The following is a 26162-nucleotide window of genomic DNA, read 5'->3' as shown; positions in this document are numbered from 1 at the left end:
AAATTAAGGAAGCGGGATCGATGTATTGGGAAAAAGTGGTGTATTTTAGCGCGAAACACTCGGGCTTGTATATTCTCTATAACTTCCTGGTATCCCTGGTTGGGATTTTCTTGGTTCCAGCTAGTTTTTTCAACAGAAAACTCAGGCTTTTCTATAAGGGAAGACGTGCAGTGTTTTCCTCCCTTGAAATGCATTTAGAAAGCAATGCACCCCGGATCTGGGTTCATGCTGCTTCCCTGGGAGAATACGAGCAGGGATTACCTGTGGTAAAAGAACTAAGGACCCGGTATCCCCACCATCAGATATTGATTACCTTTTTCTCACCCTCCGGTTATGAAGTCAAGAAAAATTCCCCAGATGCGGATTTGGTTACTTACCTGCCCTTAGATACCCGGTCTAACAGCAGGCGTTTCCTTGACCTGGTAAAACCTGAGGTTGCCATTTTCATCAAGTATGAAGTATGGCCCAACTATTTAAGGGAGCTTAGCAGGAGGAATATACCGGTAATCCTCATTTCCGCCATTTTCAACAAAAAACAAATCTATTTCAGGCCATACGGGGCATTTATGCTGCGAGCACTGAAACAATTCCGGCATTATTTTGTTCAGGATATAAAGTCTGCCAACCTGCTTAAAGAGGTAGGCATCCAAAATTCTACCGTTAGTGGGGACACCCGTTTTGATCGGGTTGCTGAGATCCTGCAGCAGAAAGACATACTACCCCGGATTGCATCCTTTGTAAATAAAAACAGATGTATCGTTGCCGGAAGTACCTGGCCAGAGGACGAAAAGTTACTGGTTCCTTACATCAACCAGACAGACAAGCCAGTTAAATTCATCCTCGTTCCCCATGATATTAAAAAGGAGCATATTCAAAATCTGCAAAGAAGTATTCAGAAACCGGTTACTACTTTTTCCGAACTGAAAACCTCAGGGGAAACAGATTTTTCTGTACTCATTGTAGATGCCATAGGCCTGTTGACCCGGATCTATCAATTTGGACAGGTAGCCTATGTTGGGGGAGGTTTTGCCACCGGACTGCACAACACACTGGAACCCGCAGTTTACGGTATCCCCGTATTAATCGGACCACAGTATGAGGGCTTTCGGGAGGCAGAAGAACTGGTGTCCCTTGAGGGCGTTTTTTCGGTAAACAGCGCCAAAGAACTCAACCAAAAGCTGGATGAACTGCTGGAAAATGAGGAGCTGAGAAACAACACTGGTCGCATCAATTCTGATTATATAAACCGCAACCTCGGTGCCACCACTAAGATCATCCATTACCTACAGCATTTACTTTCCAGACCGAAAAACTAGGCATCATCCTTCATCGGAATTTTTGTTAGCTTTACCCAAAGCAACTGACCATGGAAAGCAAAATTTTCAGGATTTCCCTGACGGCCGCACTGGCCGGGTTTCTATTTGGATTTGATACCGTAGTGATTAGCGGGGCAAACCTGCCCATAAAGGAATTGTGGAATACATCCCCTTGGTTTCACGGCATGTTCATCATGTCCATGGCCCTTTGGGGGACAGTAATCGGCGCTTTGTTTGGGGGCATCCCTTGCTCTAAGTTCGGAAGGAAAAAAACCCTGTTCTGGATTGGTGTTTTGTATTTCATTTCGGCACTGGGATCGGCCTTTGCCTACGATCCCTATATGTTCTCAGTTTTCCGGTTTGTAGGCGGACTGGGGGTTGGTGCTTCTTCGGTAGCCGCACCTATCTATATTTCTGAAATAGCTTCTTCAAAAAATCGCGGCAAACTGGTTGCATTGTATCAGTTCAACATTGTTTTCGGAATTTTTATAGCCTTTATCTCCAACTATTTATTAAAAGGATTTGACGGGGCAAACGACTGGCGGTGGATGCTCGGAGTGGAAGCCATTCCAGCCTTTATCTATACGCTGATGGTCCTGAAAACACCAAATAGCCCAAGATGGCTTATCCTCAGGAAGCACGATGAAAAAGCCGCTCTGGCCGTGCTGGAATACCTGTCAAACAAAGAGCATGCGCAGGAAAAACTCATTGAAATAAAGAATACCGATACAACAGATGCCGGCCAGGAAAAGTTGTTTACCAGCAGATTTAAAAAACCCCTGATCCTGGCTTTCCTGCTAGCCTTTTTTAACCAGTTATCCGGAATCAACTTTGTATTGTATTACGCCCCGGAGATATTGGAAAGGGCCGGGCTCGCAGCCAGGGAATCCCTTTTCAGTTCTATTTCCATCGGGATCGTAAACCTCATCTTTACATTGATTGGTATCCGTTTAATAGACTATTTGGGAAGGAGACAGCTTATGAAGATCGGTTCCCTGGGATATATTGTAAGCCTTGCCATGGTGGGATGGTGCTTCTACAGCGGCGCTAGTTCTACCCTGCTGCTTGTTTTTATCCTGGTCTTTATCGCTTCCCATGCCATTGGGCAGGGTGCTGTGATCTGGGTATTCATTTCTGAGATCTTCCCAAATCGTGTACGGGCCTACGGGCAATCCTGGGGAACCGGCACACACTGGGTTTTTGCAGCATTGATTACCTTGTTAACACCTATATTCCTGGACGCCGATAAAGGGATATTTCGGGACAACCCCTGGCCCATATTTATTTTCTTCGCCTTTATGATGGTGCTGCAACTCCTGTTCGTGTTGTTCATGATGCCGGAAACCAAGGGCGTTTCACTGGAAGCTTTGGAAAAGAAGTTAGGTTTGGACAAGTAGCGTTTAGGGATAAAAATTCCAGGTTTCTCCAAAAGTTAGGGGTGCAATAATGTACGATTAATCGGATCAGCCGATTCGTTAATCGATTAAAAATGAGGGATTATGCTACTTTATTGTTTAAATTGTACATTGTATGAAACTATATGAACGATGAAAGAACACTTAACTTTAGGCACTCGTGTCCTGAACGGCTTCCTTAGTGTAATGGTTGTAATTTTGGTGCTGATCCTGGCAGGGGTGGTCATCAGTTTGATTTTGGCACTGTTCGGCTTCTTTAACTAAACTGTAAATCAGGATTTCACTGCTTGCAAAGGCAAAATTGAAGTATAACAACCCTTCATGACAGGAGGGTTTTTTTATTAGAAATTTCGTCCAAAAAAAAGCTCCTCTTAAAAGAGAAGCTTTACTTCATACAGGCGGAGAGACTTACCCCCACGTTGGGTGGCATAGACTTCTCGTCTCCCCTTTTCTTAAAAAAGAAACCCATCCAAAAATGGATGGGCCTTTACTTTGTACAGGCGGAGAGACTCGAACTCTCACACCTTTCGGCACTAGATCCTAAGTCTAGCGTGTCTACCAATTCCACCACGCCTGCATATCCCTAAACGTTTAGGGGTTGCAAATATAAAGCAATTTTTCTTTTCAAAAACAGGCTTTTCAGAAAAATAATAGCACACCTTTTTGTAATTTTAGTGGAACTACAAACTCTTAATAATGGATGATATAAAGGCCTATATTGCCGAAAACCGGGAGCGGTTTATTGAGGAACTTATTGAACTACTAAAAATCCCCACCATCAGTGCAGATTCTGCGTTTTCCCAGGATATCTACAACGGGGCTGAAGCCATTAGCAAAGCACTTTCAGATGCCGGCTGTGATGTTGTAGAGATCTGCGAGACCAAAGGCTATCCCATTGTTTATGGAGAAAAGACGATAGATCCAAGCCTGCCTACAGTTCTGGTATACGGCCATTACGATGTTCAGCCTCCGGACCCCCTGGAACTTTGGGATTCACCGCCATTTGAACCCACTATTCGCACCAATGAGCTGCATCCACAGGGGGCCATATTTGCGCGGGGGGCCTCGGACGACAAAGGCCAGGTGTATATGCATGTTAAGGCTCTGGAATTTATGGTCAGGAAGAACCTGCTTCCCTGTAATGTAAAATTCATGATTGAAGGCGAAGAGGAGGTAGGCAGCGAGAGCCTGTCCGATTTTGTCAGGGAGAATCACGATAAACTGGCCAATGATATTATCCTGATCTCCGACACAGGAATGATTGCCAATGATATCCCCTCCATTACCACCGGACTACGTGGGTTGAGCTATGTGGAGGTAGAAGTTATGGGTCCGAACCGTGACCTGCATTCCGGTTTATACGGAGGAGCCGTGGCAAACCCTATAAACATACTGGCCAAAATGATCGCCTCCCTGCATGATGAAAACAAGCATATCACCATTCCGGGATTCTATGATAAGGTGGTTGAACTTTCCGAAGAAGAACGTGCGGCCATGGCGAAGGCTCCTTTTGACCTGGAAGCCTATAAAAATGCTCTGGACATCGATTCCGTTTATGGAGAAAAAACCTACACCACAAACGAACGAAATTCCATCAGGCCTACCCTGGATGTAAATGGCATATGGGGCGGCTATACAGGGGAAGGTGCCAAGACGGTTATACCGAGTAAGGCCCATGCCAAGATCTCAATGCGCCTTGTACCTGACCAGGACTGGCATGAGATTACGGATTTATTTTCCAAACACTTTGAACAAATAGCTCCTCCCGGAGTTCGTGTGAAAGTTACACCACACCATGGCGGGGAAAGCTATGTAACACCGATTGACAGCATTGGTTACCAGGCTGCGAGTAAGGCTTATGAAACCACATTTGGAAAAGTGCCCGTCCCAAAACGAAATGGTGGCAGCATACCTATTGTGGCCTTATTTGAAAAAGAACTGGGTACCAAATCCATCCTGATGGGCTTTGGCCTGGACAGCAATGCCATACACTCTCCCAATGAACACTTTGGCATCTGGAACTTTCTGAAAGGCATTGAAACCATTCCCTACTTCTATAAATACTATTCAGAAATGATGAAATAAAGGCAAATTATAAACTTTCTGCCGTAAAATGTAACAAATCCATCAGGGCGGCGTTCTAATAGTCACAATCAAAAAACGAACACTATTATGATACGCCGTTTTTTCGTGCTCTGTTCCGGGGCCGACACTTCTATTTTGAATAGCTGTTCCAACGGGGAACAAAACAAATACGCTGGCATAGGTGCCACCGTATTCTTCACTGCCGTAATGGCCTTTATTGCCAGTGCCTATGCACTTTATACCGTATTTGACAATGTATATACCGCAGTCTTTTTCGGCTTGCTATGGGGCTTGCTCATCTTTAACCTGGACCGCTTTATTGTCTCAACCATCAGAAAAAGGGATAGCTTTTGGAATGAATTTTTGCAGGCTACTCCCAGGATTCTCCTGGCTGTGATCATTGCGGTGGTTATATCCAAACCACTCGAAATGAAAATCTTCGAAAAGGAAATCAACCAGGTATTGCTGGAGGAAAAGAACGCAATGACCCTGGCCAATAAAGAACAGATAGCATTGCAATATACCCCTGTAATAGAAAACCTTAACCAGGATATTTCGAATCTTAAGGGAGAAATCGCATCCAGGGAAGCCGAAACAAATGCCCTTTACGACACCTACATCGCTGAGGCCGAAGGCCGGGAAGGAACCTTATTGATTGGAAAGGGACCCGTTTACAAGGAAAAGAGGGAAAAGCATGATGCCTCCTTGCTGGAACTCCGCGAACTCAAACAAAAAAATGGTGAAAAGATAGAAGCTTTAGAGGCACAAATTGCTTCACTGCAACAGGAATACGGACAGAATGTGGAAAATTCACAGCCTATCATCGACGGATTCGACGGCTTAATGGCCCGCATCAATGCGCTGGGCAAACTCCCCTGGTTCCCGTCCTTTTTTATTTTCCTTTTGTTCCTTGCCATTGAGACTTCTCCCATAGTTGTAAAACTGCTTTCTCCCAAAGGCCCGTACGACTATAAACTCGAAGATGAGGAAACGGCAGTGAAATCCTGGGTAACGCAGAAGGTGAGTCAGCGGAAGGATATCCTGGCTACTGACGCTGCCCTGAACGAAAAAATCTATGGTGAGATCAGGGAAGAAGAAGCGGTTTACGCATACAAAAAGCAAAAAGCCGAAGAATTGCTCCGGTTACAGGCAGATGCATTTCACGATATGCAGATAAAAAGCCTGTAATAGAAAAACACCTTTTTAATCTACAATTCTCATCTTCTTTAAAAGGAAAGAAGCATTCATATTCTGGCAGATACCGGGCTTTAATTGATAATCAAAATGCAATTCATCCTCGATGATAGTGGCATCAAAATAAAAATTGCTCACCTGCTCATGGGCATCAGCTGCTTCGCAAAGACTGAGGTCATGGGTAGCAATGAGTCCGGCCGAGGTTGAAGTAAGCAATCGATCCAGAAATTTGCGGGAACCTCTGGCCTTATCCGTGCTATTGGTTCCTTTGAGGATCTCATCCAGGATAATGAAATAGGGTTCGTCCTCAATCTCATCCACAATAAATTTCAGTCGCTTTAACTCCGAAAAAAAGTAGGATTCATGCCGGGACAGGGAATCTGCAGTACGCATGCTTGTTACCAGCCTTAGCGGTTTGTATGCCATTTCGGAGGCACATACCGGAAGGCCCAGGTTAGCCATAACAATGAGCAGGGAAACCGTTCTCAGAAATGTGCTTTTCCCGGCCATATTGGCCCCGGTAATAATCTGGAATTCCTTCTCACTTATCTGAAAATCATTGGTAACCAGCCTCCTCCTGTCTAATAGCGGGTGCCCGGCCCCTTTTACTCTTATGAGTACCTTATCTGTACTTAAACCAGGAAAGTGGTAATCCGGGTGATTGAATGCAAAATTTCCCAGGCTGACACTGGCGTCAAAATAGCTGAGTGCTTCAAACCAGTCCTCTACCTTATCACCATGGTCCTGTATCCAGCACTCAATTCGGTAAACCTGATACAGGTCCCATAATAGAAAGCCATTCCCCAGAAAACCAAAGATCATATTGTTGCGCTGGTCAAAGGCGTGAAGGATATCGGCAAACTTGCGAACCAGCTGGGAAACGGAATCCTGTTCCTGCCGGTATATCTCCTGTTTTTTAGAGAGCAATTCGGACTGGAAGCTAACAGATTCGAGCAAGGCAATTAATTTATGGTATTGCTGGAAAGTACTCAGGGCACGGGAGGCAGAAACAGACATGGAATTGATTCTTTTCAGGTAGGCTCCCGTAATCCCAAGCCCTGTAAACAACCATAAGACAACCCCCCAGCCTGAGATCTGGTTCATGAAATAGCCAAAAACAAAAGCCAGGGATAAAAGACTGAACGCCACGGGCAGGATCCTGAACCGACTATTGAGAAAAGGTTTGTATTCCCGGAACCAGCGGGTTAGCTGTAGTGGGTCTGTATCAGCCTGCAGCAGGGAAGCAGTTGCTGTAAAATCCTGCCTCCATTCTGTCATATCCCTTAACTCCTGCACAGCAAACTGTTTGAGTTTGACCTGCTCTATGTGGTTGCTCAAGAGCCACCTGGCCAGCATATCCCTTCCTTCCTTAAGACCTGTACGATTGGCGTATTGAAAAAAACTTCCCTCACCGAACAGGTCAATATCCCGGGCAAAATGGTGTTCTCCCTCTTCGTATTCCGTTCCGGCATAGAGCTGATCGAATTGTCCGTCCAGTACCTGCAGTTCCATTTCATTTAATCGAATAAGGGCTTTGAGTTTATTGTTCTGGTACTGCAGGCGGTTAAACCGAAGGACCAAAAAAACGAAAAGACACAGGGAAACTATACCGGAAAGTACTATAAGCAACCAGTCACCAAAACGGAAATAGATCATTGCGATGAACAACACGAATACCGCTAAACGCGAAAGGCTGTATCCCAATAGTTTTCGTGAAACCTGACTTTTTTGCTCTTTCAGAGCCTTTAGCCTTTGCTCATAATATGTCCCGGGATCCTGCATGCTATAATTTTCTGGAGGGGTAAAGATACGTATTAGCTTAAGGTGCCTGCCTCGCGGCATATTCAACTTTTACTCATTTAATCCAGCAGTTCTTCCCAGGCTGCCCGAAGTTTTTTGGGGAACCTGGCAACGACCAGATTATAAGAGTGATCTATAAGGTCCGTTAACAATTCAACAGGGAGTTGTTCCAGGTAAAGCGTATTCCAGTGCACCTTGCTCATGTGGTAACCAGGGATGATAATCCCATCCCATTCTTCCCTAAGCATCTCTGCCCGTTCCGGATCGCACTTGAGGTTGGCCTGGGAAGGCACCCTTTCCAATGGGGCCAGGGCAAACATCTTACCCATTACCTTAAAAACAAGAGTAACCTCATCGAAGGGGAATTCTTCAGTCACCCCTTTCTTGCTCAGGCAATAATCCCTGAATTGCTCAATATTCATCCCGAGGTATTAAATAATTTGCTTACCTGACCTGGCCTTCTGCATCGTAAACCACCACTTTTTTCCAGAGCGACTGGGCTTCTTCAATAAACGCAAGGTGTGCTTCTTCTACCTGGTAGGCTTCCTGGGCTTCGGCAGATTCAAATGTTACAAAGAGGTTATAGGTAAAGGAGTCATCAACCACCTCACGGCTGGATTTTGGTGGTATTCCCAGAAAATTGGTTTTGGTATACCTGGAGTTTTCAAGTAAGGTGTGTATTGCCTTTTCAAATGCAGCCCTGTCCGCTTCACTGTCCGGATTTTGCAACCAGAAGTAAACACTGTGCACAAATGCCGGATCAAATTCAGCTTCGGTTTTGGATTCCTGTCCAAAAACAGACAGAGTCATCGCAAAAAGGGTTAGGGTAAGCAGGAAATTTTTCATATCTATATTTGAATTACATTCTAATCGGGTAGACGCGATCGGATCTTGTCATCTATTTCAAGGGCAGAATAGTCAAGCGTCCAACCAATGGTTTCAACAATCTGTTCTATCAGCAGCACTGCCTCGAGGGCTTCCCGCTTTGCCGTTTCCATCAATCCGCTTTCCGGGATCTTTTCCCTTATGTGCTCCTTGGCTTCCTTGTTGAGGGTAGTCAGGTCCTTGGGTCGGAAACTGTTGAACAAACCATTTTTTATGTCGTAGAACTCAAGTTCCGGTTCAATGGAGAGCACTTCCGGATCCGGAAAATTGGTCATGATGATCTTCTTCTTCTCATTGTCTGCATGCATATGCACCTTCTTGAGGTCGAACCCTATCTGTGCCCTCGCATTGATAACGATCAGGGCCCTTTTCTTACTGCTGAACAGGCTCATGAAATGCTGGCGGGTATTTTCATACCGGTAGATCTCGGCAAAATCCCCTTCAATTGTCATCAATTTGCAAACACTGCGGATCTTTTGAAGCAATATGGTAGACTGATGTTCGGTTAGCTCTTTGCTTTTCTTCCTCCTGAAGAAGTTGTAGGTCCAGAACATAAAGATAGCCCCCAAAAGCAGGCCCAAAACAATTTCAATACTGTTCTCCATGGGCTAAAGATAATAAGAATGCTGAGGAAGCCCGGCTATTGAATAGGTTGATATAAAACCGGCCGGGAAGGACTGGCATCGTTTTCAAAAGGGGCTACCTGGAGATCGAGTAAATATGTCCCGTCTTCTATGGAGTTGTCTACATAGATAAACTCCGTAATTGTAGCATCATACCGAACTTTCCCTTCCAATTTCCAGAACGCCCGGTGCGCCAGCAAGGCCCCCTGGTCCTGCTCCCTGTCTATAGAAGGCAGGTCTATCAACAGGTGTTTTATCCCTTTGCTCGCCAGGTAATGTGCAGCATCTTCGAGTAAATACGGGGGATTGGTATTGGAATATTGCTGGGTTCGCTTTTGCAGCATGTTGGGCAGGGTACGAATAATCAGCGCCTCTCTCTTTTTGTTTCTGAGGGCATATCTGATCTGTTTAGCGGAAATAACAAAATCGTCTCCCAGTTTTTCGGGAGCAACCGTAATGAGCTCTGCCAGATTAAAATACTGCTTCAAATGGGAATTCACAGAATGTACTTTTTCGGTAATATGTCCTACGCATTCGGTATGTGTGCCATGGGAATGCGGGATATACTCGAACTTGTAAAAATTGACTGCAGAACCTTCAAGAACACTGCCGGTAAATTCCCCATCGGTATAGGGTTGCATTTTGGGTGGATCCACATACCAGGCATTTACATTCTCATTACCATCCCGGATAGGAATAGAAATATCCAGGGGTTTGCTGAGGTCTACCTTGATGGTTTTACTTCGTAATTGAATACTGGCAATCATGCAATGCAATTTACTGTGAAGTTACAAAGTTTAAGGCAACCTGTCCAGTGTATTTATTCAACTTCACCCTGTTAATTTACCCGACTCGAAAGAGGTCTGAGGCCAGGCCATCTATCAGGAATTTACCGGATGGGCTGGCTACTATTGCATCTCCTTTTAGAATTAAGTCTCCACTATTAAGATGCGCGGCCACTCTGTTCAGGAAATACTGCCGGTAAGATGCTCCAAAACGCTTTTCAATCTCATCTGGGGAAACGCCCCAGATTGTTCTGAGACCCGTCATGATGTATTCATTATAGCGATCCTGATCGCTTAGCTCTTCATATTCAACAGGGGCTTTTCCCTCTTCAATGGATTTTATGTACTTGCTATTGTTGGAGATATTCCATCCACGCCTGCGCCCATAAAATGAGTGGGCCGAAGGGCCAATTCCCAGATAGGGTTTCCCGATCCAGTATGCTGTGTTGTTTTGCGAAAAATAATCGGGTTTGCCAAAGTTTGAGATCTCATAATGTACATAACCTTCATTTTCAAGGGTATTGACAAGGATTCGGAAATGGGCCTCCGCCTGGGCTTCATCCAAAGGGGGAACTTTTCCTTTTTCTATGAACGATTGCAATGCGGTTCGGGGCTCTACCGTAAGTGCATAGGCCGAAATATGCGGTATTTCATAAGATAGTGCGGTCTCCAGGTTTTTCATCCATTTCTCCTCTGTTAGTAAAGGATACCCGTAAATCAGGTCCAGGGATATATTGTCAAAATATTCCCCTGCCCATTCCAAAGCTTCCCGGGCTTCTGTAGCATTATGCGCGCGATTCATAAACTTCAGATCCTCCTCAAAGAACGATTGTATCCCCATACTTAGCCGATTTATACCAATTTGCCTCCAAAGCCTGGCCTTGTCCTGGCTAACATCGTCCGGGTTGACTTCCAGGGTGATCTCCGGATCTTCTGGGAAAGTATATATGCTTTTAGCCCTGGAAATAAGTTCAGCAATCTCTTCGGCTTCCATTAAAGAGGGGGTGCCTCCACCGAAATACAGGGTCTCAACCAATTGTTCAGGCAGTTCTCCTTTACGCATCTCCAATTCCCTTTGCAGGGCATTAAGCAGTGGCTTTTTCTTTTTTAACTGAGTGGAATAGTGAAAATCGCAATAGTGGCAGGCCTGTTTGCAAAAAGGGATATGTATGTATATACCGGACATTTCTATTGCTGTAAGTTAGGCTTCAAAGTCGGTATTAAGGTCATATTCGTATTTATCCTCTTTGACCTAGCCAATCCTGTCGTCATTCTGTTTTACAAATGCTGCCCATCCCGTGTATGACTTCCCCACCTGGGGTTTTCCGGCGTTGTAGAAGTGGCATACCGCCGCGGCTAGTCCATCTGTGCTGTCCAGGTTCTTTGGGAGCGACTTCAGTTTCAGGGTACTCTGCAACATCTTAGCAACCTGTTCCTTGCTGGCATTCCCGTTGCCGGTGATGGCCATTTTGATCTTTTTGGGAAGATACTCCGTGATGGGTACCTGTCTCGACAACCCTGCCGCCATGGCGACACCCTGTGCCCTGCCCAGTTTGAGCATGGACTGCACATTCTTGCCAAAGAATGGAGCTTCTATGGCAATCTCATCCGGATGGTAGGTGTCTATCAGCTCAATCGTCCTTTCAAATATCACCTTGAGTTTGGTATAGGGGTCCGAATACTTTTTGAGGATAAGCTCATTCATCTGCACAAACTCCATGGATTTGCCAACCACCCTGATAATGCCAAAACCCATAACTGTAGTCCCCGGGTCTATTCCCAAAATTATTTTTTCCGTATTCATTCGTTCTCCTCGGTTTCTATGATCATAGGAATCCTGAATTTGGCACTGACAGGTATGCCTCGTTTCAATGCCGGTTGCGGACTGGGCAGAGCTTTCAGGCTCTGCACAATTACCCCCTCGAACTCCGGGATCTGATCGGCTACTTTTTCATGATGTTCTATATCGAGCACCTGCAACTCGCCTTCATGCGTAACCAGAAAATCCAGATATAGTGTATCCCGAACCGTGGTATCCAGCACAAACTCAAATCCACTCAAAGTCCGCCTGAACTGATCCAGCAAAGTCTTTTCAAAACACAATCTTTGCTGCTGCTTGCCAGCCATTTCATCACAATTTTCAAACAGGGGGTACTGGTCTAACTCCTCCCAATTGATGCTTTGCATCTCCAGCTCCACCCATTTCCTTGTTTTGACATCGGCAGGGGCAAACCAATCACAAGAGGTCATCAAAAACAGGCAAATCAAACAAGCCGGGGCGCGCATACCTTACATATTCAATCACGGAAATTACAATATTTTTGACGATTTCACTCTGCATTTCTCTTTCTTACCGTACTCCATAAAGGTGTAACAAAACGTCATTATCTTCGTCAAACAGAAAATTAGCAGCGTGGATATTTTTTTGTTGGTTATTGGTTTTATCCTTATGCTTACCGGTATTTTCGGAAGCTTCCTGCCCGTTCTTCCGGGCCCACCATTCAGCTGGCTGGGATTACTAGCCCTGTATTTAACTTCGGCCGTACCCAATGACTGGTGGTTTTTGGGAATAACCCTTCTCATAGCCCTTATTGTGTTCGCCATGGATTATGTTATCCCTGCCGTAGGTACACGCAGGTTTGGTGGCAGTCGTGCCGGAATGATAGGGACCACCATTGGACTGCTGATAGCCATCCTCTTCCCTGTCCTCGGTATCTTTGGCATAATCATCTGGCCATTTTTAGGTGCTCTGGCAGGAGAGTTGATCAATAAAGCTGACAAGAAAACTGCAATGAAAGCGGCATTTGGATCTTTCATAGGGTTCCTGACCGGAACCTTCCTGAAATTTGTTGTTGCGGTAATCTACTTCGGACTTTTCATCTCCACGGCATGGGAATACCGCTACATATTGTTCCCATTTTTCGAATAGGCCTTATTCATTTACCCAGACCACCTTGTCTTCAACAGGTTGCCGCATCCCTTCAGCCATTTCCATATCCGTATAGCCCATATAGAATAATCCAAGGCACCGTTCCCCTTCTTCCATTTCAAAAAACCGATGCATCTGGGAAATTACACCTGGGGAGCTCCAGTAGCTTCCAATCCCTAATTCGGTGCAGCACAGCCACATATTCTGGACAGCCATGGCGGTGGCGGCTACTTCTTCCCACTCCGGCAACAAGTCCTTTTGGTTTCGCTGCATGCAAATGACTATAATAGCCGAGGCTTTCTGAGGGTTTTCACGTAGTTTTTTAAGTTTCATCTGCTTGGGTCGCTCCTCAGATTCCTCGTAAATGCCAGCCATAAAATCTCCCAGTCGTTTCAGGGCCTCACCCTGTACTACTTTAAACCGCCAGGGTTCTGTTTTCTTATGTGTAGGTGCCCAGTTCGCCGCTTCCAGAACGGTTTCAATAGCTTCTCTGGAAATTGATTTCCCATTGTATTGCACGGGGAACACCGAGCGCCTTTTCTTGATTAAGTCCAATATCATACCAACTATATTCTGTTTTCAAATATAGGACAACCCCATACAAATCCTGTCCTGACCAAACCGAAACTTTAGCAGCTTCCGGAACAAATAATCTGAAACATAATAGGTACATTTATGTCACCAATTAATAAACATATGGCTCAATCTGAAGGTGTTTTCCGATACGGGGAAGATCGACTCACCGCAGGAGTAGCCCTTTCACTGGCCCGGGGGAAAACATCAGGGATATTATCCGAATCTGCCCGGGAGGGTATTCGAAGAAGTTACGAAAGGGTGCAACTGCTCGTTGCCCAGGGTGAACCGGTATATGGAATCAATACAGGTTTTGGCCCTTTGTGTACCACCAAAATTTCTGCCAGTGACACCAGGCTTTTGCAGGAAAACATACTGAAAAGTCACAGCGTTGGGGTAGGTCCGCCGGTTGATAAGGAAATTTCCCGGCTCATGCTAATTCTCAAGGTGCACGCACTGGCCATGGGCTTCTCCGGAGTAGCTGAAAAAACTCTGGATCGTATCCTCTGGCATATCGAAAAGGATGTTATTCCAGTGGTACCCTCCCAGGGATCAGTAGGGGCATCTGGCGACCTGGCACCACTGGCCCACCTTTTCCTCCCTCTGATTGGATTGGGTAAAATCTACCAACAGGATGCGATTTGTCCTGCGGAGGATGTGCTGGGTGATATGAACATTCCTCCTCTTGAGCTCGGGCCCAAAGAAGGACTGGCGTTGATCAACGGCACACAGTTTATATCGGCTCACGCGGTCCTTGTAGTGTCCAAAATGCACAGCTGCCTTACCCAGGCCGATATTATCGGGGCTATGATGATCGAAGGCCTTCAGGGGTCACTGAAACCCTTCGACGCCGCATTACACGAGCTCAGACCTTATAAAGGCTCACAACATGTTGCCGGGAGGATCAATGCCCTTTTGAAGGGTTCTGAAATCCTGGAAGATCACATCGATTGTGACCGTGTACAGGATCCCTATTCCCTGCGCTGTATACCACAGGTGCACGGGGCTTCACGCAACGCCTGGCTGCACCTTAAAGACCTTGTCGAAATTGAACTCAACTCCGTAACAGACAACCCTGTAGTGGTTGAGAATGGCCAGGCCATAAGTGGTGGCAATTTCCACGGGCAACCCCTTGCCATGGCCCTTGATTATGCTTGTGTAGCCTCAGCCGAAATTGGCAATATTTCGGACCGGCGGATCTACCTTGCCTTAAAGGGAAACCCTGGAGTTCCCAAACTCCTGATGAAGGATACCGGTATCAATTCGGGTTATATGATCCTACAGTATACATCAGCCGCCCTGGCCAGTGAAAATAAATCCCTATGCTTTCCCTCAAGCGCAGACAGTATCCCTACCTCACTGGGGCAGGAAGACCACGTAAGCATGGGCTCAATAAGCAGCAGGAAGGCCCTTCAGGTACTGGAAAATATTGAAAAGATCCTCGCTATAGAATTATTGACAGCGGCACAGGCTTTTGAATACCGAAAACCCCTCAAATCCGGAAAGCTACTTGAGCAGGTGCATAAGGCCGTGAGGAAGCACGTGGATTTTGCTGAAAAGGACCGTGTCTTTAGCGAAGATATTGAAAAGGGGATCCGGATGATACAGAACAAGGTAATTGTGGATATCGTGGAAAAGGCTCGTGAAAAGGCCGGACTCTCCATTACTACCGCTTATACAGAAGAATTCGAATACTATTAAAGCCTATGCCTGCATACACCTTTATTGGCCCCATTACACAATTGCTGAGCATGAGCGGATTACCCTCGAGGGGGCCGCTTTCTGATGCCGATTTGCCAGTTATAGAAAACTGCGGATTGCTCCTCAGAGATAAGCAGGTCATGGAAATTGGGGATTATTCGGACATCAGGAAGAAAGCCGGGAAGCTTCAGGCTAATCATATTGAACTGGAAGAACCCAGCGTAGTGGTTCCGGGTTGGATAGATGCCCACACCCATATTTGTTTTGCCGGTAGCCGGGCGCGGGATTATGCCCTGCGGAATTCGGGGGCAACCTACCAGGAAATCGCAAAAAGAGGGGGTGGCATCTGGGATACCGTACAAAAAACACGAGAAGCCGATTTGTCTGCTCTGGCCAAAGGCGTCATCCAAAGAGCTTTAGCACATTTGCAAAACGGCATCACCACCATAGAAGTTAAAAGCGGTTATGGCCTCACCGTTCTGGAGGAGCTAAAAATGCTAAGGGCTATCAGGCAGGCCAACCAGCAGATCCAGGCAGATCTTATACCAACTTGTCTGGCTGCCCATATCACTCCTCGAGATTTCCAGGCCGGTCCCACGGAATACCTGAAGCTCATCGCTTCTGAACTCCTCCCGAAAGTGCGGGAAGAAGGGCTTGCGAACAGGGTTGATGCATTTATAGAAGAAGGGGCCTTTGATCCGGATACCATCCGTCCGTATTTGAAAAAGGCGAAAGAAATGGGCTTTCAACTGACCCTGCATGCCGATCAGTTCTCCACTGGGGGGAGCGAAGTAGCCATCGAATTCGGTGCCCTTAGCGCAGATCACCTGGAAGCCAGCACAGACCGGGAAATTGATCTCCTATCCAAAAGTTCGGTTATCGCCATGGCCCTGCCAGGGGCTTCCCTGGGACTGGGGTGCGGATTTGCCCCGGCCAGGAAGATACTGGACGCAGGGGGAACTGTGGCCATTGCCAGCGACCATAACCCCGGTTCTGCCCCTATGGGAGATCTGCTCACCCAGGCGTGCATATTAGGCGCCTTTGAAAAATTGAGCAATGCCGAAGTCCTGGCCGGTATAACCTATAGGGCTGCCGCCGCCCTGGACTTGAAAGACAGGGGTATATTGCAACCGGGATATCTGGCGGATTTTAGTATCTTTTATACGGGGCACTATAGTGAAATCCTTTATAATCAGGGCAGCCTTAAACCGAAAAGGGTGTGGAAAAATGGCCAGGAAGTTTTTCCGGTTGAAAACAAAAAATGATATGGCAACATTAACGGAGCTGAATGAGTTTCAATCGGCCATCTTACAGGGCATACCACATAAGCTCCCCCCCGGGAAGGGCTTAAATGATCAGCTGAGTCACGCCCCTAACCGGAAAGACCTGCTTACCATTGCAGAAAAGAAACTTGCCGTTCGAAATGCCTTGCGTTATTTTCCAAAAGAATGGCACGGGGAACTTGGGCAGGAATTTGCCGAAGAGCTAAAACGGTACGGACGAATATACATGTATCGTTTCAAACCTACCTACCCTATGTTTGCTCGTCCTATCAATGAATATCCGGCCAGGTGCAAAGAGGCAGCCGCCATTATGCTTATGATTCAAAACAACCTGGACCCTGCGGTGGCACAACATCCGGAAGAACTCATTACTTATGGGGGCAACGGGGCAGTTTTCCAGAATTGGGCTCAGTATCTGCTCACCATGAAGTATCTGGCCAGAATGACTGATGAGCAAACACTTCACATCTATTCGGGCCATCCTATGGGCCTGTTTCCTTCAGGAAAAAATGCTCCCCGCGTAGTGGTAACCAATGGTATGATGATCCCCAATTATTCCAAACCAGACGACTGGGAGCGCTATAATGCACTCGGCGTTACCCAGTATGGCCAGATGACGGCCGGGTCCTACATGTACATTGGCCCGCAGGGGATTGTACACGGCACAACCATTACCGTAATGAACGCATTCCGAAAGGTCCTGGCAAAAGGGAGCAAAACCGAGGGAAAAATATTTGTCACCTCAGGTTTGGGGGGCATGAGCGGGGCCCAACCCAAAGCAGGAAATATAGTAGGCTGCATCACCATCTGTGCGGAGGTCAATGCGGCTGCTGCCGAAAAAAGACATAAACAGGGCTGGGTAGATGAGCTTATACAGGACCTGGATGTCCTGGTCAAACGAACCCGAAATGCCATAGCAAAAGAGGAAACCGTGTCCCTGGCCTATGTTGGCAATGTGGTGGATGTTTGGGAGCGCTTTTGGGAAGAAGAAATTCCTATCCAACTGGGTTCCGATCAGACCTCGTTGCACAACCCCTGGGCAGGTGGGTATTACCCGGCTGGTTTGAGCTATGAGGAGGCCAATGCCATGATGGTGGCAGATCCGGAATTGTTCCGGAAAAAAGTTCAGGAATCCCTCAGGAGGCAAGTAGCGGCTATAAATAAGCACACTACCCGGGGCATGTATTTCTTCGATTACGGCAATGCATTCCTGCTGGAGGCTTCCCGGGCAGGAGCCGAGGTCTACGCTGAAAATGGTGTCGATTTCCGTTATTCATCTTATGTTCAGGATATACTGGGCCCCATGTGCTTCGATTATGGTTTTGGCCCGTTCCGATGGGTTTGCACTTCTGGTAAACCGGAAGACCTGAGCGTAACTGATCAGCTGGCCCAAAACGTACTGAGTTCGCTATACGAAGAAGCTCCCGGAGAAATAGGACAGCAAATGGCAGACAACATAAAATGGATTGCCGAAGCTGAAAAAAACCAGTTGGTTGTAGGCTCTCAGGCGAGGATTCTGTATGCCGATGCCGAAGGACGTATAAAGATCGCAGAGGCCTTTAACAAAGCTATTTCGGAAGGAAAAATCACTGCTCCAGTGGTTCTGGGCAGGGACCACCACGATGTTAGCGGAACCGACTCTCCCTTTCGGGAAACGAGCAATATCTATGATGGGAGCAAGTTTACCGCAGATATGGCTATTCACAATGTAATTGGAGACAGCTTCAGGGGTGCCACCTGGGTTTCCATTCATAATGGAGGTGGCGTTGGATGGGGAGAAGTTATTAACGGTGGCTTTGGACTTGTGCTGGACGGCTCAGAACAGGCATTGAGCAAGCTGCGCAATATGCTTTTTTTCGACGTCAATAATGGCGTCTCCCGAAGGAGCTGGGCCCGCAATGATGAGGCTCTTTTTGCGATTCGGCGAGAAATGGAGCGCAGTCCGGGCCTTGTAGTAACCCTGCCTAATCTTGTGGAAGAAGAATCCCTTCAAAACCTATTCCCGGATAAACATCAATCCTAATAGCAGACGGTGCTATGAAGAATTATCATCCCCCTGAAAGGGATTTATGGCAAGGAAGAAGCAGTGGAAACGGTCAATATTTGCATGAATGCGTAGGCCTTCTGGAATTAGAAAGGAGTACCATTCAAGAGAAGGGGTTTGTTATTCTCGGTTATGCCTGTGATGAAGGGGTCAGGAGAAACCAGGGTCGTACTGGAGCAATAGAAGGGCCAGATGCCATTAAGAGGGAACTGGCACGACTCCCGAGTCCGCCTCACCTGGGTTCATCATTATGGGATGCGGGTAATATTGGTTGTGTTGATCAGGATCTTGAGGCGGCCCAGCACGCACTGGCAGAAAAAGTAAAGGATATATTGAATATGGGTAGCTTCCCGTTGCTTTTGGGGGGAGGGCATGATATCGCTTTTGGCCATTTTACGGGACTTTGCGCCCATCTACAATCTAATGAATCCATAGGCATAATCAACCTGGATGCCCATTTCGACCTCAGGTCCTGCGCTAATGGGGCTAATTCCGGAACTCCCTTTTACCAGATCGCCCGGGAATTGCAAAAACAGGACCGCAAATTTCAATACCTCTGTATGGGGATCCGGGAAGAAGCCAATGCCAAAATGCTTTTTGATACGGCAAGGGAGTTGGGCGTGAGCTATGTCCCAAATTCAGATTTTCACCTTGGAAATACCAATGCCCTGCAAAAAGAGCTAGACAATTTTTTTGAACAGACAGATAAGGTATACCTGACGATTGACCTGGATGGATTTTCTTCGGCTTATTCCCCGGGGGTCAGCGCTGCATCACCATTTGGATTCAGCCCTGATATTGTGCTGTGGACAATGAAACAGGTAATCAATTCCGGCAAACTTTTAAGCCTGGACCTGGCAGAATGCAATCCGAGGTTTGACAGGGACGGACAGACCGCTAAGCTGGCGGCCGGCCTTATGCATTATGTCCTACGGCATAATGAGCTATTCTAACCAGGAGATGAGAATAGAAAATAAAAAGTTAGACAAGTCACAATTTTAAATGGTTCTATTATATGAAAAAATAACCGCCAATATAGGCGGTTATTTTGATCGGATATTACACTAACGCCTTACTAGTCTATAATTATTAGATCTTCGTAAGTAGTTGAACTAAATTCTGTTACAGTACCGTCTGCGAGACTTATTTTGAACGTACCTGGAAATCTTCGGCAAATAATTTCCTGGGTTTGTTCCAGTATAACAAAGTCGGTGAAATATTCCTCACCTAAAATGGCAACATCTCCAATTTCCTCACCTGATATTGGATCTAATTCTACTATTTTATCGTAGGAGACATATGCAAATAATCTGTTCTGAGCATTAGATACAAATAATCCTTCATAGCCAACGGTACTCAATTGTACTTTTTGATTGGTTGATAAATTATATTTCCATAATCCATTACTTCTATAAAAAATTTCATTTGTAGATTCAAGAAGAGCAGATTTATATCCCCCAGCATTTATATCTGATGAGATTAAGGAGGTACTTCCATCTGCCAAATTAATCTCAAACAATTCAACCCCTATACCGTAAAGTCTATTTTCTGAATTAGATATGAGCAAATCCTCAAAACCATCAGAAAACAAGCTGGATGCTCCATTTTCCGGATTTATAGAAAATGTGCCTCCTGGTCCTCTTGCAAATATTTCATTTGTAGTTGTATTGTAAACAAAATCTGAGAAGAAGCCTTGGAGTGTGGCGATAAGCCCCAATTCATTCCCGGTTTGTAGATCCAGCTCCACTAGCACTTCATCAATACTATTAAAGGCAATTAGTCTTTCGTTGCTGGGATTGGGATTTAGAGTCACAACAACTTCTTCTGGAATCTCTCCTATATTAATAATAACCGGGCTTAAACGTAATTCCGAAGGTTGATTCCCTATTATTCCTGTAAGTTGTAGTATGCCGGTTGCATTGGTTTTGAAGATAGAACTGTTGCCATCAATAGTAGCATCACCAGTTAAGTCCAAACCAAAGGGTATTTCTGCCGCCTCACTCCATTCATTCATTGGTATAAATTGCGAACTCAATGCCCCTCTATCAACATCGTATGTCGTTTCTTCCTCCTCAACTAAACCTTCATAGGTAAATGCTGTCCCGGGATCCTGATTGAAAACTTTCTCTGTGACATCTGTGAGACGTAACTTCCCATATGCAATATCATTGTCAAAAAAACGTGTTTCTGTTATGCGGATATCTGAACCATCAAAATCCCGGATTTGGAACATCAATTCTGCCACATCCTCTGCAATTTCTAATCGCTTACTTGCCATCTTAAAAATGAGCTCGAAGTACTTTTTAATAGTGGCATTCGCTGTATTACAAACAATATACTCTCCAGACCTGGCATAAATATCCTTTATAAAAATAGTTACATGTTCCGTCGTAATAGTTTCAGAACTTGCCAGTGCATCAGTGAAGAATTTGGTGATGTCTCCTACAACATCAAAGAGAATATCATCACAACCTCGGTTCTTTATCCATTTTTTTGCTCCGATAGGAAAAACATGGCCCAGTACCATAGCCACGAAATTTCTCTGATTCTGATTAATAACCAATTCATCCAGGGCTGTATCTCCCTTTCCATTAGTAAAATAAATATTGTATGAGCCGTCCTGGCTAAGAGTAAAGTTTTCTGTTCCTGTTGTAGGTTCTTCATATAGTTCCTTGATAATAAAATTAATGAAAGAACCAGGAGATAGTACAAGTTCCTTGCTTGTTAAGAGCTTCGGTCCGTATACCGGAGTCCCATTTTGATTAGTAATCTGAACACCGAAAGAAGAGAAAATCGGGGCCTCTGTTGGTAATACTATGGTGCCGTTACGCTGGTAATTTACTTTGAACTGCGCAACAATATCCCTTCCGGAAGTCGAGTTATTCTCTTCTAGTTCTTCTAAAAACAGCCTGACATTTGCATCAAAATCTGGGTCGTTGATTACTGATACATTTTGATCTAAAGCTTTTTCCACCTGGCTTCTTAGCGTTGGGTATATATCAGACTCCATTAATGAAGTCTTCAGTATACTATCGTCCAAATCTCGAACAGACAATCTGGGATAGGTCTTTACAAAGAAATAAACCACATCAGCAATAGTTATTTGGTCTTCTGTAATTGCCTGAGGAAAATATCCAAGTATGATTTCATCCTCATCGTTTGAAAAGATAACCGGGGCCTCTATATTTTCCTGATCCGCAATGTTATCGATGTTGCCTTCTGTGTTTATTTCAGTACTACCGCTCGAGGAAAAAGAGGATAGGTTCTCCAGAATCAAATTATCTGTGCCTTCTAAAGCAATGGATACCGTACTGGATGGGTCAGAGCCAGGATCCGGAGCTGGTGATTCCACATCAGGATCTGCTTGTGCTCCTGAATCATCACTGGAACAGTTGGTAAATACAAATAGTACAATAAGGGCAATAAAAAGTTTTAATGATATTCTCATTTTTTAGGTTGGTTTTAATAATACTAATGGTTACCAGAGAATGTTAGGGAAAGTAAGTCTTAGATGGGGGTTGACGAATTAAGGGATATTATATCAGAAAAGCAAATATGTTAGATTATGCACTAAAAAAGCCTTTAATAACTACTAGTTTTATAAAATTATGGTTCTGTTTCAAATGTACTCAATACAGATCGCCAATAATGTTGTCTTTATAATAGACAGAAACAATTAATCCTTTTTAAATGGCAGACGGTAGAAGAAACCACGGGGGACATAGCACCGCGGGATACACTGGAAGGAAGCCTAAGGAGGATAAAAAGCTGATAGCAGAAAAGCTATCACCGTTACAGGACGACGCTATAAAAGCCCTTAAAATTGGTATAAGCGAATAAACCCTGGGCAATAAGGTTATTCTTCCGTTACAGGTATGGAAAGCCGGGAGAAATGAAAGAAATACACTTGAAAACCCAACAAGCTGATATACAACTTATTGGGTTTATTATATTTACTCTAACCAGGACTGGTAGTATTTACCATCATCCAGATCCAGTGCCTGCTGCGTAAGTTGCAGTGGTTTAAAGGTGTCGATCATAACAGCCAGTTCCCCTGTTCCTTTTTTGCCTATGCTGGCCTCGTAAGTGCCGGGGTGCGGACCATGCGGAATACCCGCAGGATGCAGGGAGATATAGCCCTGGTCAATATTTTTCCTGCTCATAAAGTCACCGTCCACATAGTAAAGTACTTCATCAGAATCTATGTTGGAGTGGTTATATGGAGCCGGGATAGCTTCCGGATGGTAGTCGTAAAGCCTTGGACAAAACGAACAAACCACAAATGCCCCCGTTTCAAAGGTCTGGTGAACAGGCGGTGGTTGGTGTACACGTCCCGTGATCGGTTCAAAATCATGGATTGAGAAACCGTATGGATAGTTGTAACCATCCCACCCCACAACATCGAAGGGATGAGAGGCATAGATCAGGTGGTGCAACTGCCCTTGTTTTTTAACCTTGATAAGGAATTCTCCCTGTTCGTCATGTGTCTGCAGGTTTTGCGGTAGTTTGAAATCGCGCTCACAGAAAGGAGAATGCTCCAGGTGCTGTCCAAACCAGTTGCGGTACCTTTTAGGGGTGTAAACAGGATGGTAGGATTCTGTTACCAGGAGTCGGTTGTCCTCGGTATCAAAATGGATCTGATAGATCATCCCCCTGGGGATCAGTAAATAATCCCCATATTCAAAGGGAATTTCGCCCAACAGGGTTTTCAGCGTACCGCTACCCTTGTGAATAAAAAGCAATTCGTCTGCATCGGCATTCTTGTAAAAATAGGAAGTCATGGACTTCTTTGGCGCTGCCAGACCAACATGAACATCCGAGTTAAACAGTATTACTTTCCGGCTGTCCAAATAATCGTCCACAGGTTTCAAATCCAGCCCCTTGAGCAGGCGGGATTTCATGTTGTGTTCCACTGCCGCCCTGGGCTGAATATCCAGGGTTTTGCCCACCTCTTTTACCATGGTTGGACGATGGAGGTGATACATCAGGGAAGACATCCCGTCAAAACCAATGGTTCCAAAAAGTTGTTCATAGTGCAAAGTGCCATCTTCCTTCTTAAAAATAGTATGTCTCTTGTGTGGGATTTTCCCCAATTTGTGATAAAGTGGCATAATTTACGGTAGTTTTTAACCCTGTAAAATTACGATAATTTCCCCTCTTGATGAAGTTACATCCGGGAAAAGCAGAAACAAAAAAAGCCTCCCAAACTGGAAAGCCTTTCATTGGTTTAACCCCTGGCTTTTTAAGCTCTTTTAGGGTAACAACCTGGTATTAGCACTAACTAATACCCAACACAACAATACAAAGATACGAAAGCTTTTGTATTAAATACAGTTTTTGTGGAATAAGGCTGTTAAATTGTTGATTTTCAACTGCAATTACCAATACCTTAACAGTAATTGGAGGATAAAATAAATACCTTGCCACTAAAAAAAGATGCGTACTTCTGCTATGTTCTGGGTGGGGCTAACCACCATATTGTTAATCATGGTAACTATAATGGTAACCATGAATTTTCCTTTCAACTGGGTTTTCTATACTACGGTAATTGGTCAAATCCTTATTGTGTATATGGTATACCGCGTCCTTACGGATAATTACACAACAGAAAAGACCTTTGATGACTTTTATGAGGATGCCCCTATTCGGGGAGAATAGCTGAAATGCTTCATTACATAAACCAATCTTAATGCATTATTCCGGCAATACCAGCAAAGGTATCCTCGTATGGAATGCCATTCGCTTGATGACCGGCTCACGCACCAGCTCTTCCAGGAACCCATGACGGTAAAGCACCATGGCCAGCATATCCACATCATGCTCTACCAGGTAATGTTGCAGCACATCTGACTTGCTGGAAAAATAAGGCAGGCTTTTCAGCGTGGTTCGGATAGGTGCGAAATAGTTCATGATCGCATCCCTGTTGGCTTTCTGGAAACCTTCCAGTTCTTCTTCCTGCTGTATATGAACAATTTGTAAAGCAGATTCAAAACGGTCTGCCAGTTGTTTCAGAGGCGCTAAAATCCTGGGGGAAAAGCTTCTTTTGAAATCAGTTGCGAAGGCGATCGTTGCCGGAGGCTTATATTGAAACTCGTTAGGAATTGTAAGTACAGGACACTTATTACTGGACTTGATTATCCTTACAGAGTTGCTGCCCATAAATACCTCATCAAAGCCTGAGGCACCCTTGGTTCCCGTGATGATCAGGTCAATATTTTCGGACTCTACCAGCTCCTTCACTTCTTGAGTAAGTATGCTGAAGGATGAAATGGTTTCAAATTGATGCCCCTCTCCTATTTTCTTAGACCTGATTTGTTCCACGATATTTTCAAGTCCGCTTTCGGAACGAGTCCGCACATTATCTTCCAATAATCCCCCGCTTGCCGTGGTGGCCATAAACCGGCTGTGGACAATAGCAGGAGTATAGGTATTTACCAAATAAAAAGTACAATCTTCACGCTCGAATAACCTCAACCCATACTCGGTGGCATTCCATGCATTTTCCGAAAAGTCCGTAGGTAGCAAGATCTTTATCATGGCCACAGTATTACAATTACAGGGTTAAAAGTAGCCGGGGATACTCTGGCAAACAATGATATATGTCAGCTTTTACGGGGACTTCCCAACATGTGTTTATAAATGGGGCTGGAAATGGAGCGGCAGGGGATTAAAAAAATTAATTCCGTTACGAGGGAAATTAAGATATAAAAAGGCGATTTACAGGGAGAAAATCAAAAGCCGTCGGCCAGGTCCTGAAGACCTTTCTCGTCGACAATTCCCAGTTTCTTGCCCGAACTTTTAAGCAGGCCTTTCTTCTTAAATTCGGAAATAATACGGATACAGGATTCCGTTGCTGTTCCCACCACATTGGCAATATCTTCGCGGGAAAGGGTAAGCAAAAGGTATCCGTCCTTGTCTTCCCCGTAATTGTGCTTTAGGTAAAGGAAAGCCTCAGCAATTCGCTGTTTTACGGTTTTCTGAGACATATTGACAATAACGTCATCGGCCTCTTTTAAATGGTGAGCCATATGGCGCAGCACTTCATAGGTGAAGTCCGGATTGGAATGCAGGGTATTTACAATAGCCTCTTTGGGTATAAAACACACTTCCATATCATTTACTGCCACCGCACTTAGATTGGCAGTTTCCTCCACTATAACGGAACGCTGGCCCATTACTTCACCCTTGGTAGCTAGTTTGACGATTTGATCCTTGCCATTGGCACTAAGCTTGGAAAGTTTAGAAACGCCGTTGCGCACACAATACACGCCGTTGAGTTTATCGCCTTCCTCAAAAAGGGCCTCACCTTTTTTTACGGTCTTCATTAATTTAGAATCCGAAACCCTTTTTAATTCCTCCTTGGTCATGGCCCTCAGGGAGTTAAATTGGCGAACAATGCAGTTTTCACAACGACTCTTTTGATCCATCTTCTGCGCTTTTCCTAAAATGACCATAAAATTATTGAAAAGCTGACAATTATCATATAAAAACCGTTGAAATTCCGAGACTTTTGGCATCAGGTATTTAGC

General features: G+C 45.1%; 25 protein-coding genes and 1 tRNA gene. 12 read left to right on the top strand and 14 right to left on the bottom strand.

What is annotated here, in order from left to right:
- The first annotated feature begins 20 nt into the window (after positions 1-20).
- The 3 genes from OO016_RS05130 to OO016_RS05120 all read left to right on the top strand — a co-directional run bounded on the left by OO016_RS05130 (position 21) and on the right by OO016_RS05120 (position 2995).
- The gene (locus tag OO016_RS05130; protein WP_266011377.1) at positions 21-1316 is read left to right on the top strand and encodes a 3-deoxy-D-manno-octulosonic acid transferase; all 1296 of its coding nucleotides are present in this window, start codon (positions 21-23) and stop codon (positions 1314-1316) included.
- A gap of 50 nt (positions 1317-1366) precedes the next feature.
- On the top strand, positions 1367-2713 hold the full coding sequence (locus OO016_RS05125) for a sugar porter family MFS transporter (protein WP_266011376.1): 1347 nt from the start codon (positions 1367-1369) through the stop codon (positions 2711-2713).
- 150 nt (positions 2714-2863) lie between these two features.
- Positions 2864-2995: a hypothetical protein gene (locus OO016_RS05120; protein WP_266011375.1), complete on the top strand. Its 132-nt coding sequence runs from the start codon at positions 2864-2866 to the stop codon at positions 2993-2995.
- Positions 2996-3226: 231 nt separating this feature from the next.
- Here the strand turns inward: OO016_RS05120 and OO016_RS05115 are convergent.
- Positions 3227-3308, bottom strand: a tRNA-Leu gene (locus OO016_RS05115).
- 119 nt (positions 3309-3427) lie between these two features.
- Here OO016_RS05115 and OO016_RS05110 point away from each other — a divergent pair.
- Together OO016_RS05110 and OO016_RS05105 are read left to right on the top strand one after the other, a co-directional pair.
- Entirely contained in the window at positions 3428-4816 is a 1389-nt protein-coding gene (locus tag OO016_RS05110) for a dipeptidase (RefSeq protein ID WP_266011374.1), read from the top strand.
- 87 nt (positions 4817-4903) lie between these two features.
- Positions 4904-6004, top strand: coding sequence for a DUF4407 domain-containing protein (locus tag OO016_RS05105; RefSeq protein WP_266011373.1), 1101 nt, complete (start codon positions 4904-4906; stop codon positions 6002-6004).
- Positions 6005-6019: 15 nt separating this feature from the next.
- On the opposite strand, the gene OO016_RS05100 is transcribed toward OO016_RS05105, so the two are convergent.
- The 8 genes from OO016_RS05100 to OO016_RS05065 all read right to left on the bottom strand — a co-directional run bounded on the left by OO016_RS05100 (position 6020) and on the right by OO016_RS05065 (position 12353).
- Complete coding sequence (locus tag OO016_RS05100; RefSeq protein ID WP_266011372.1) at positions 6020-7852, bottom strand: MutS-related protein; 1833 nt, start codon at positions 7850-7852, stop codon at positions 6020-6022.
- Positions 7853-7869: 17 nt separating this feature from the next.
- Entirely contained in the window at positions 7870-8232 is a 363-nt protein-coding gene (locus OO016_RS05095; RefSeq protein WP_266011371.1) for an MmcQ/YjbR family DNA-binding protein, read from the bottom strand.
- Between the two features lie 22 nt (positions 8233-8254).
- The gene (locus OO016_RS05090; protein WP_266011370.1) at positions 8255-8656 is read right to left on the bottom strand and encodes a Dabb family protein; all 402 of its coding nucleotides are present in this window, start codon (positions 8654-8656) and stop codon (positions 8255-8257) included.
- Between the two features lie 20 nt (positions 8657-8676).
- Positions 8677-9300, bottom strand: coding sequence for a DUF4230 domain-containing protein (locus OO016_RS05085; protein WP_266011369.1), 624 nt, complete (start codon positions 9298-9300; stop codon positions 8677-8679).
- 35 nt (positions 9301-9335) lie between these two features.
- Complete coding sequence (locus OO016_RS05080) at positions 9336-10085, bottom strand: cyclase family protein (protein ID WP_266011368.1); 750 nt, start codon at positions 10083-10085, stop codon at positions 9336-9338.
- 76 nt (positions 10086-10161) lie between these two features.
- Positions 10162-11289 carry a radical SAM family heme chaperone HemW gene (gene hemW, locus OO016_RS05075; protein ID WP_266011367.1) on the bottom strand — a complete coding sequence of 376 codons (1128 nt, stop codon included), beginning with the start codon at positions 11287-11289 and terminating at the stop codon, positions 10162-10164.
- 66 nt (positions 11290-11355) lie between these two features.
- Entirely contained in the window at positions 11356-11907 is a 552-nt protein-coding gene (ruvC, locus tag OO016_RS05070; RefSeq protein ID WP_266011366.1) for a crossover junction endodeoxyribonuclease RuvC, read from the bottom strand.
- Complete coding sequence (locus OO016_RS05065; RefSeq protein ID WP_266011364.1) at positions 11904-12353, bottom strand: hypothetical protein; 450 nt, start codon at positions 12351-12353, stop codon at positions 11904-11906. The genes ruvC and OO016_RS05065 overlap by 4 nt, the downstream gene beginning before the upstream one ends.
- Before the next feature lie 163 nt (positions 12354-12516).
- Here OO016_RS05065 and OO016_RS05060 point away from each other — a divergent pair, with 163 nt between their 5' ends.
- On the top strand, positions 12517-13032 hold the full coding sequence (locus OO016_RS05060; protein ID WP_266011362.1) for a DUF456 domain-containing protein: 516 nt from the start codon (positions 12517-12519) through the stop codon (positions 13030-13032).
- Between the two features lie 3 nt (positions 13033-13035).
- Here OO016_RS05060 and OO016_RS05055 read toward each other — a convergent pair whose 3' ends face one another.
- Entirely contained in the window at positions 13036-13593 is a 558-nt protein-coding gene (locus OO016_RS05055) for a nitroreductase family protein (RefSeq protein ID WP_266011360.1), read from the bottom strand.
- 135 nt (positions 13594-13728) lie between these two features.
- Between OO016_RS05055 and hutH the strand changes: the two genes are divergently transcribed.
- The 4 genes from hutH to hutG are packed head-to-tail and all read left to right on the top strand — an operon-like array spanning position 13729 to position 19586.
- A complete protein-coding gene (gene hutH, locus OO016_RS05050; RefSeq protein WP_266011358.1) occupies positions 13729-15306 on the top strand; it encodes a histidine ammonia-lyase in 1578 nt (525 codons plus the stop codon).
- 5 nt (positions 15307-15311) lie between these two features.
- Positions 15312-16571: an imidazolonepropionase gene (hutI, locus tag OO016_RS05045; protein ID WP_266011356.1), complete on the top strand. Its 1260-nt coding sequence runs from the start codon at positions 15312-15314 to the stop codon at positions 16569-16571.
- Position 16572: 1 nt separating this feature from the next.
- Positions 16573-18612 carry a urocanate hydratase gene (gene hutU, locus OO016_RS05040; RefSeq protein WP_266011354.1) on the top strand — a complete coding sequence of 680 codons (2040 nt, stop codon included), beginning with the start codon at positions 16573-16575 and terminating at the stop codon, positions 18610-18612.
- A gap of 14 nt (positions 18613-18626) precedes the next feature.
- Positions 18627-19586 carry a formimidoylglutamase gene (gene hutG / locus OO016_RS05035; protein ID WP_266011352.1) on the top strand — a complete coding sequence of 320 codons (960 nt, stop codon included), beginning with the start codon at positions 18627-18629 and terminating at the stop codon, positions 19584-19586.
- A 122-nt stretch (positions 19587-19708) separates the two neighbouring features.
- On the opposite strand, the gene OO016_RS05030 is transcribed toward hutG, so the two are convergent.
- Positions 19709-22081, bottom strand: a complete 2373-nt coding sequence (locus OO016_RS05030; RefSeq protein ID WP_266011351.1) for a hypothetical protein — start codon at positions 22079-22081, stop codon at positions 19709-19711.
- A 242-nt stretch (positions 22082-22323) separates the two neighbouring features.
- On the opposite strand from OO016_RS05030, the gene OO016_RS05025 reads away from it, so the two are divergent.
- Positions 22324-22473, top strand: a complete 150-nt coding sequence (locus OO016_RS05025) for a hypothetical protein (protein WP_266011350.1) — start codon at positions 22324-22326, stop codon at positions 22471-22473.
- A gap of 113 nt (positions 22474-22586) precedes the next feature.
- On the opposite strand, the gene OO016_RS05020 is transcribed toward OO016_RS05025, so the two are convergent.
- Positions 22587-23744, bottom strand: coding sequence for a homogentisate 1,2-dioxygenase (locus OO016_RS05020; protein WP_266011349.1), 1158 nt, complete (start codon positions 23742-23744; stop codon positions 22587-22589).
- 325 nt (positions 23745-24069) lie between these two features.
- On the opposite strand from OO016_RS05020, the gene OO016_RS05015 reads away from it, so the two are divergent.
- Positions 24070-24291 carry a hypothetical protein gene (locus tag OO016_RS05015; protein ID WP_266011348.1) on the top strand — a complete coding sequence of 74 codons (222 nt, stop codon included), beginning with the start codon at positions 24070-24072 and terminating at the stop codon, positions 24289-24291.
- Between the two features lie 36 nt (positions 24292-24327).
- Here OO016_RS05015 and OO016_RS05010 read toward each other — a convergent pair whose 3' ends face one another.
- A complete protein-coding gene (locus OO016_RS05010; RefSeq protein WP_266011347.1) occupies positions 24328-25170 on the bottom strand; it encodes a universal stress protein in 843 nt (280 codons plus the stop codon).
- A 194-nt stretch (positions 25171-25364) separates the two neighbouring features.
- Entirely contained in the window at positions 25365-26060 is a 696-nt protein-coding gene (locus OO016_RS05005; RefSeq protein ID WP_266011346.1) for a Crp/Fnr family transcriptional regulator, read from the bottom strand.
- Between the last annotated feature and the right edge of the window lie 102 nt (positions 26061-26162).

This window comes from Lentiprolixibacter aurantiacus, assembly GCF_026241225.1.
Lineage (GTDB): Bacteria > Bacteroidota > Bacteroidia > Flavobacteriales > Flavobacteriaceae > Lentiprolixibacter > Lentiprolixibacter aurantiacus.
Note: the sequence above shows the minus strand (reverse complement) of the source record. Positions and strands in the feature narration are given on the sequence as shown.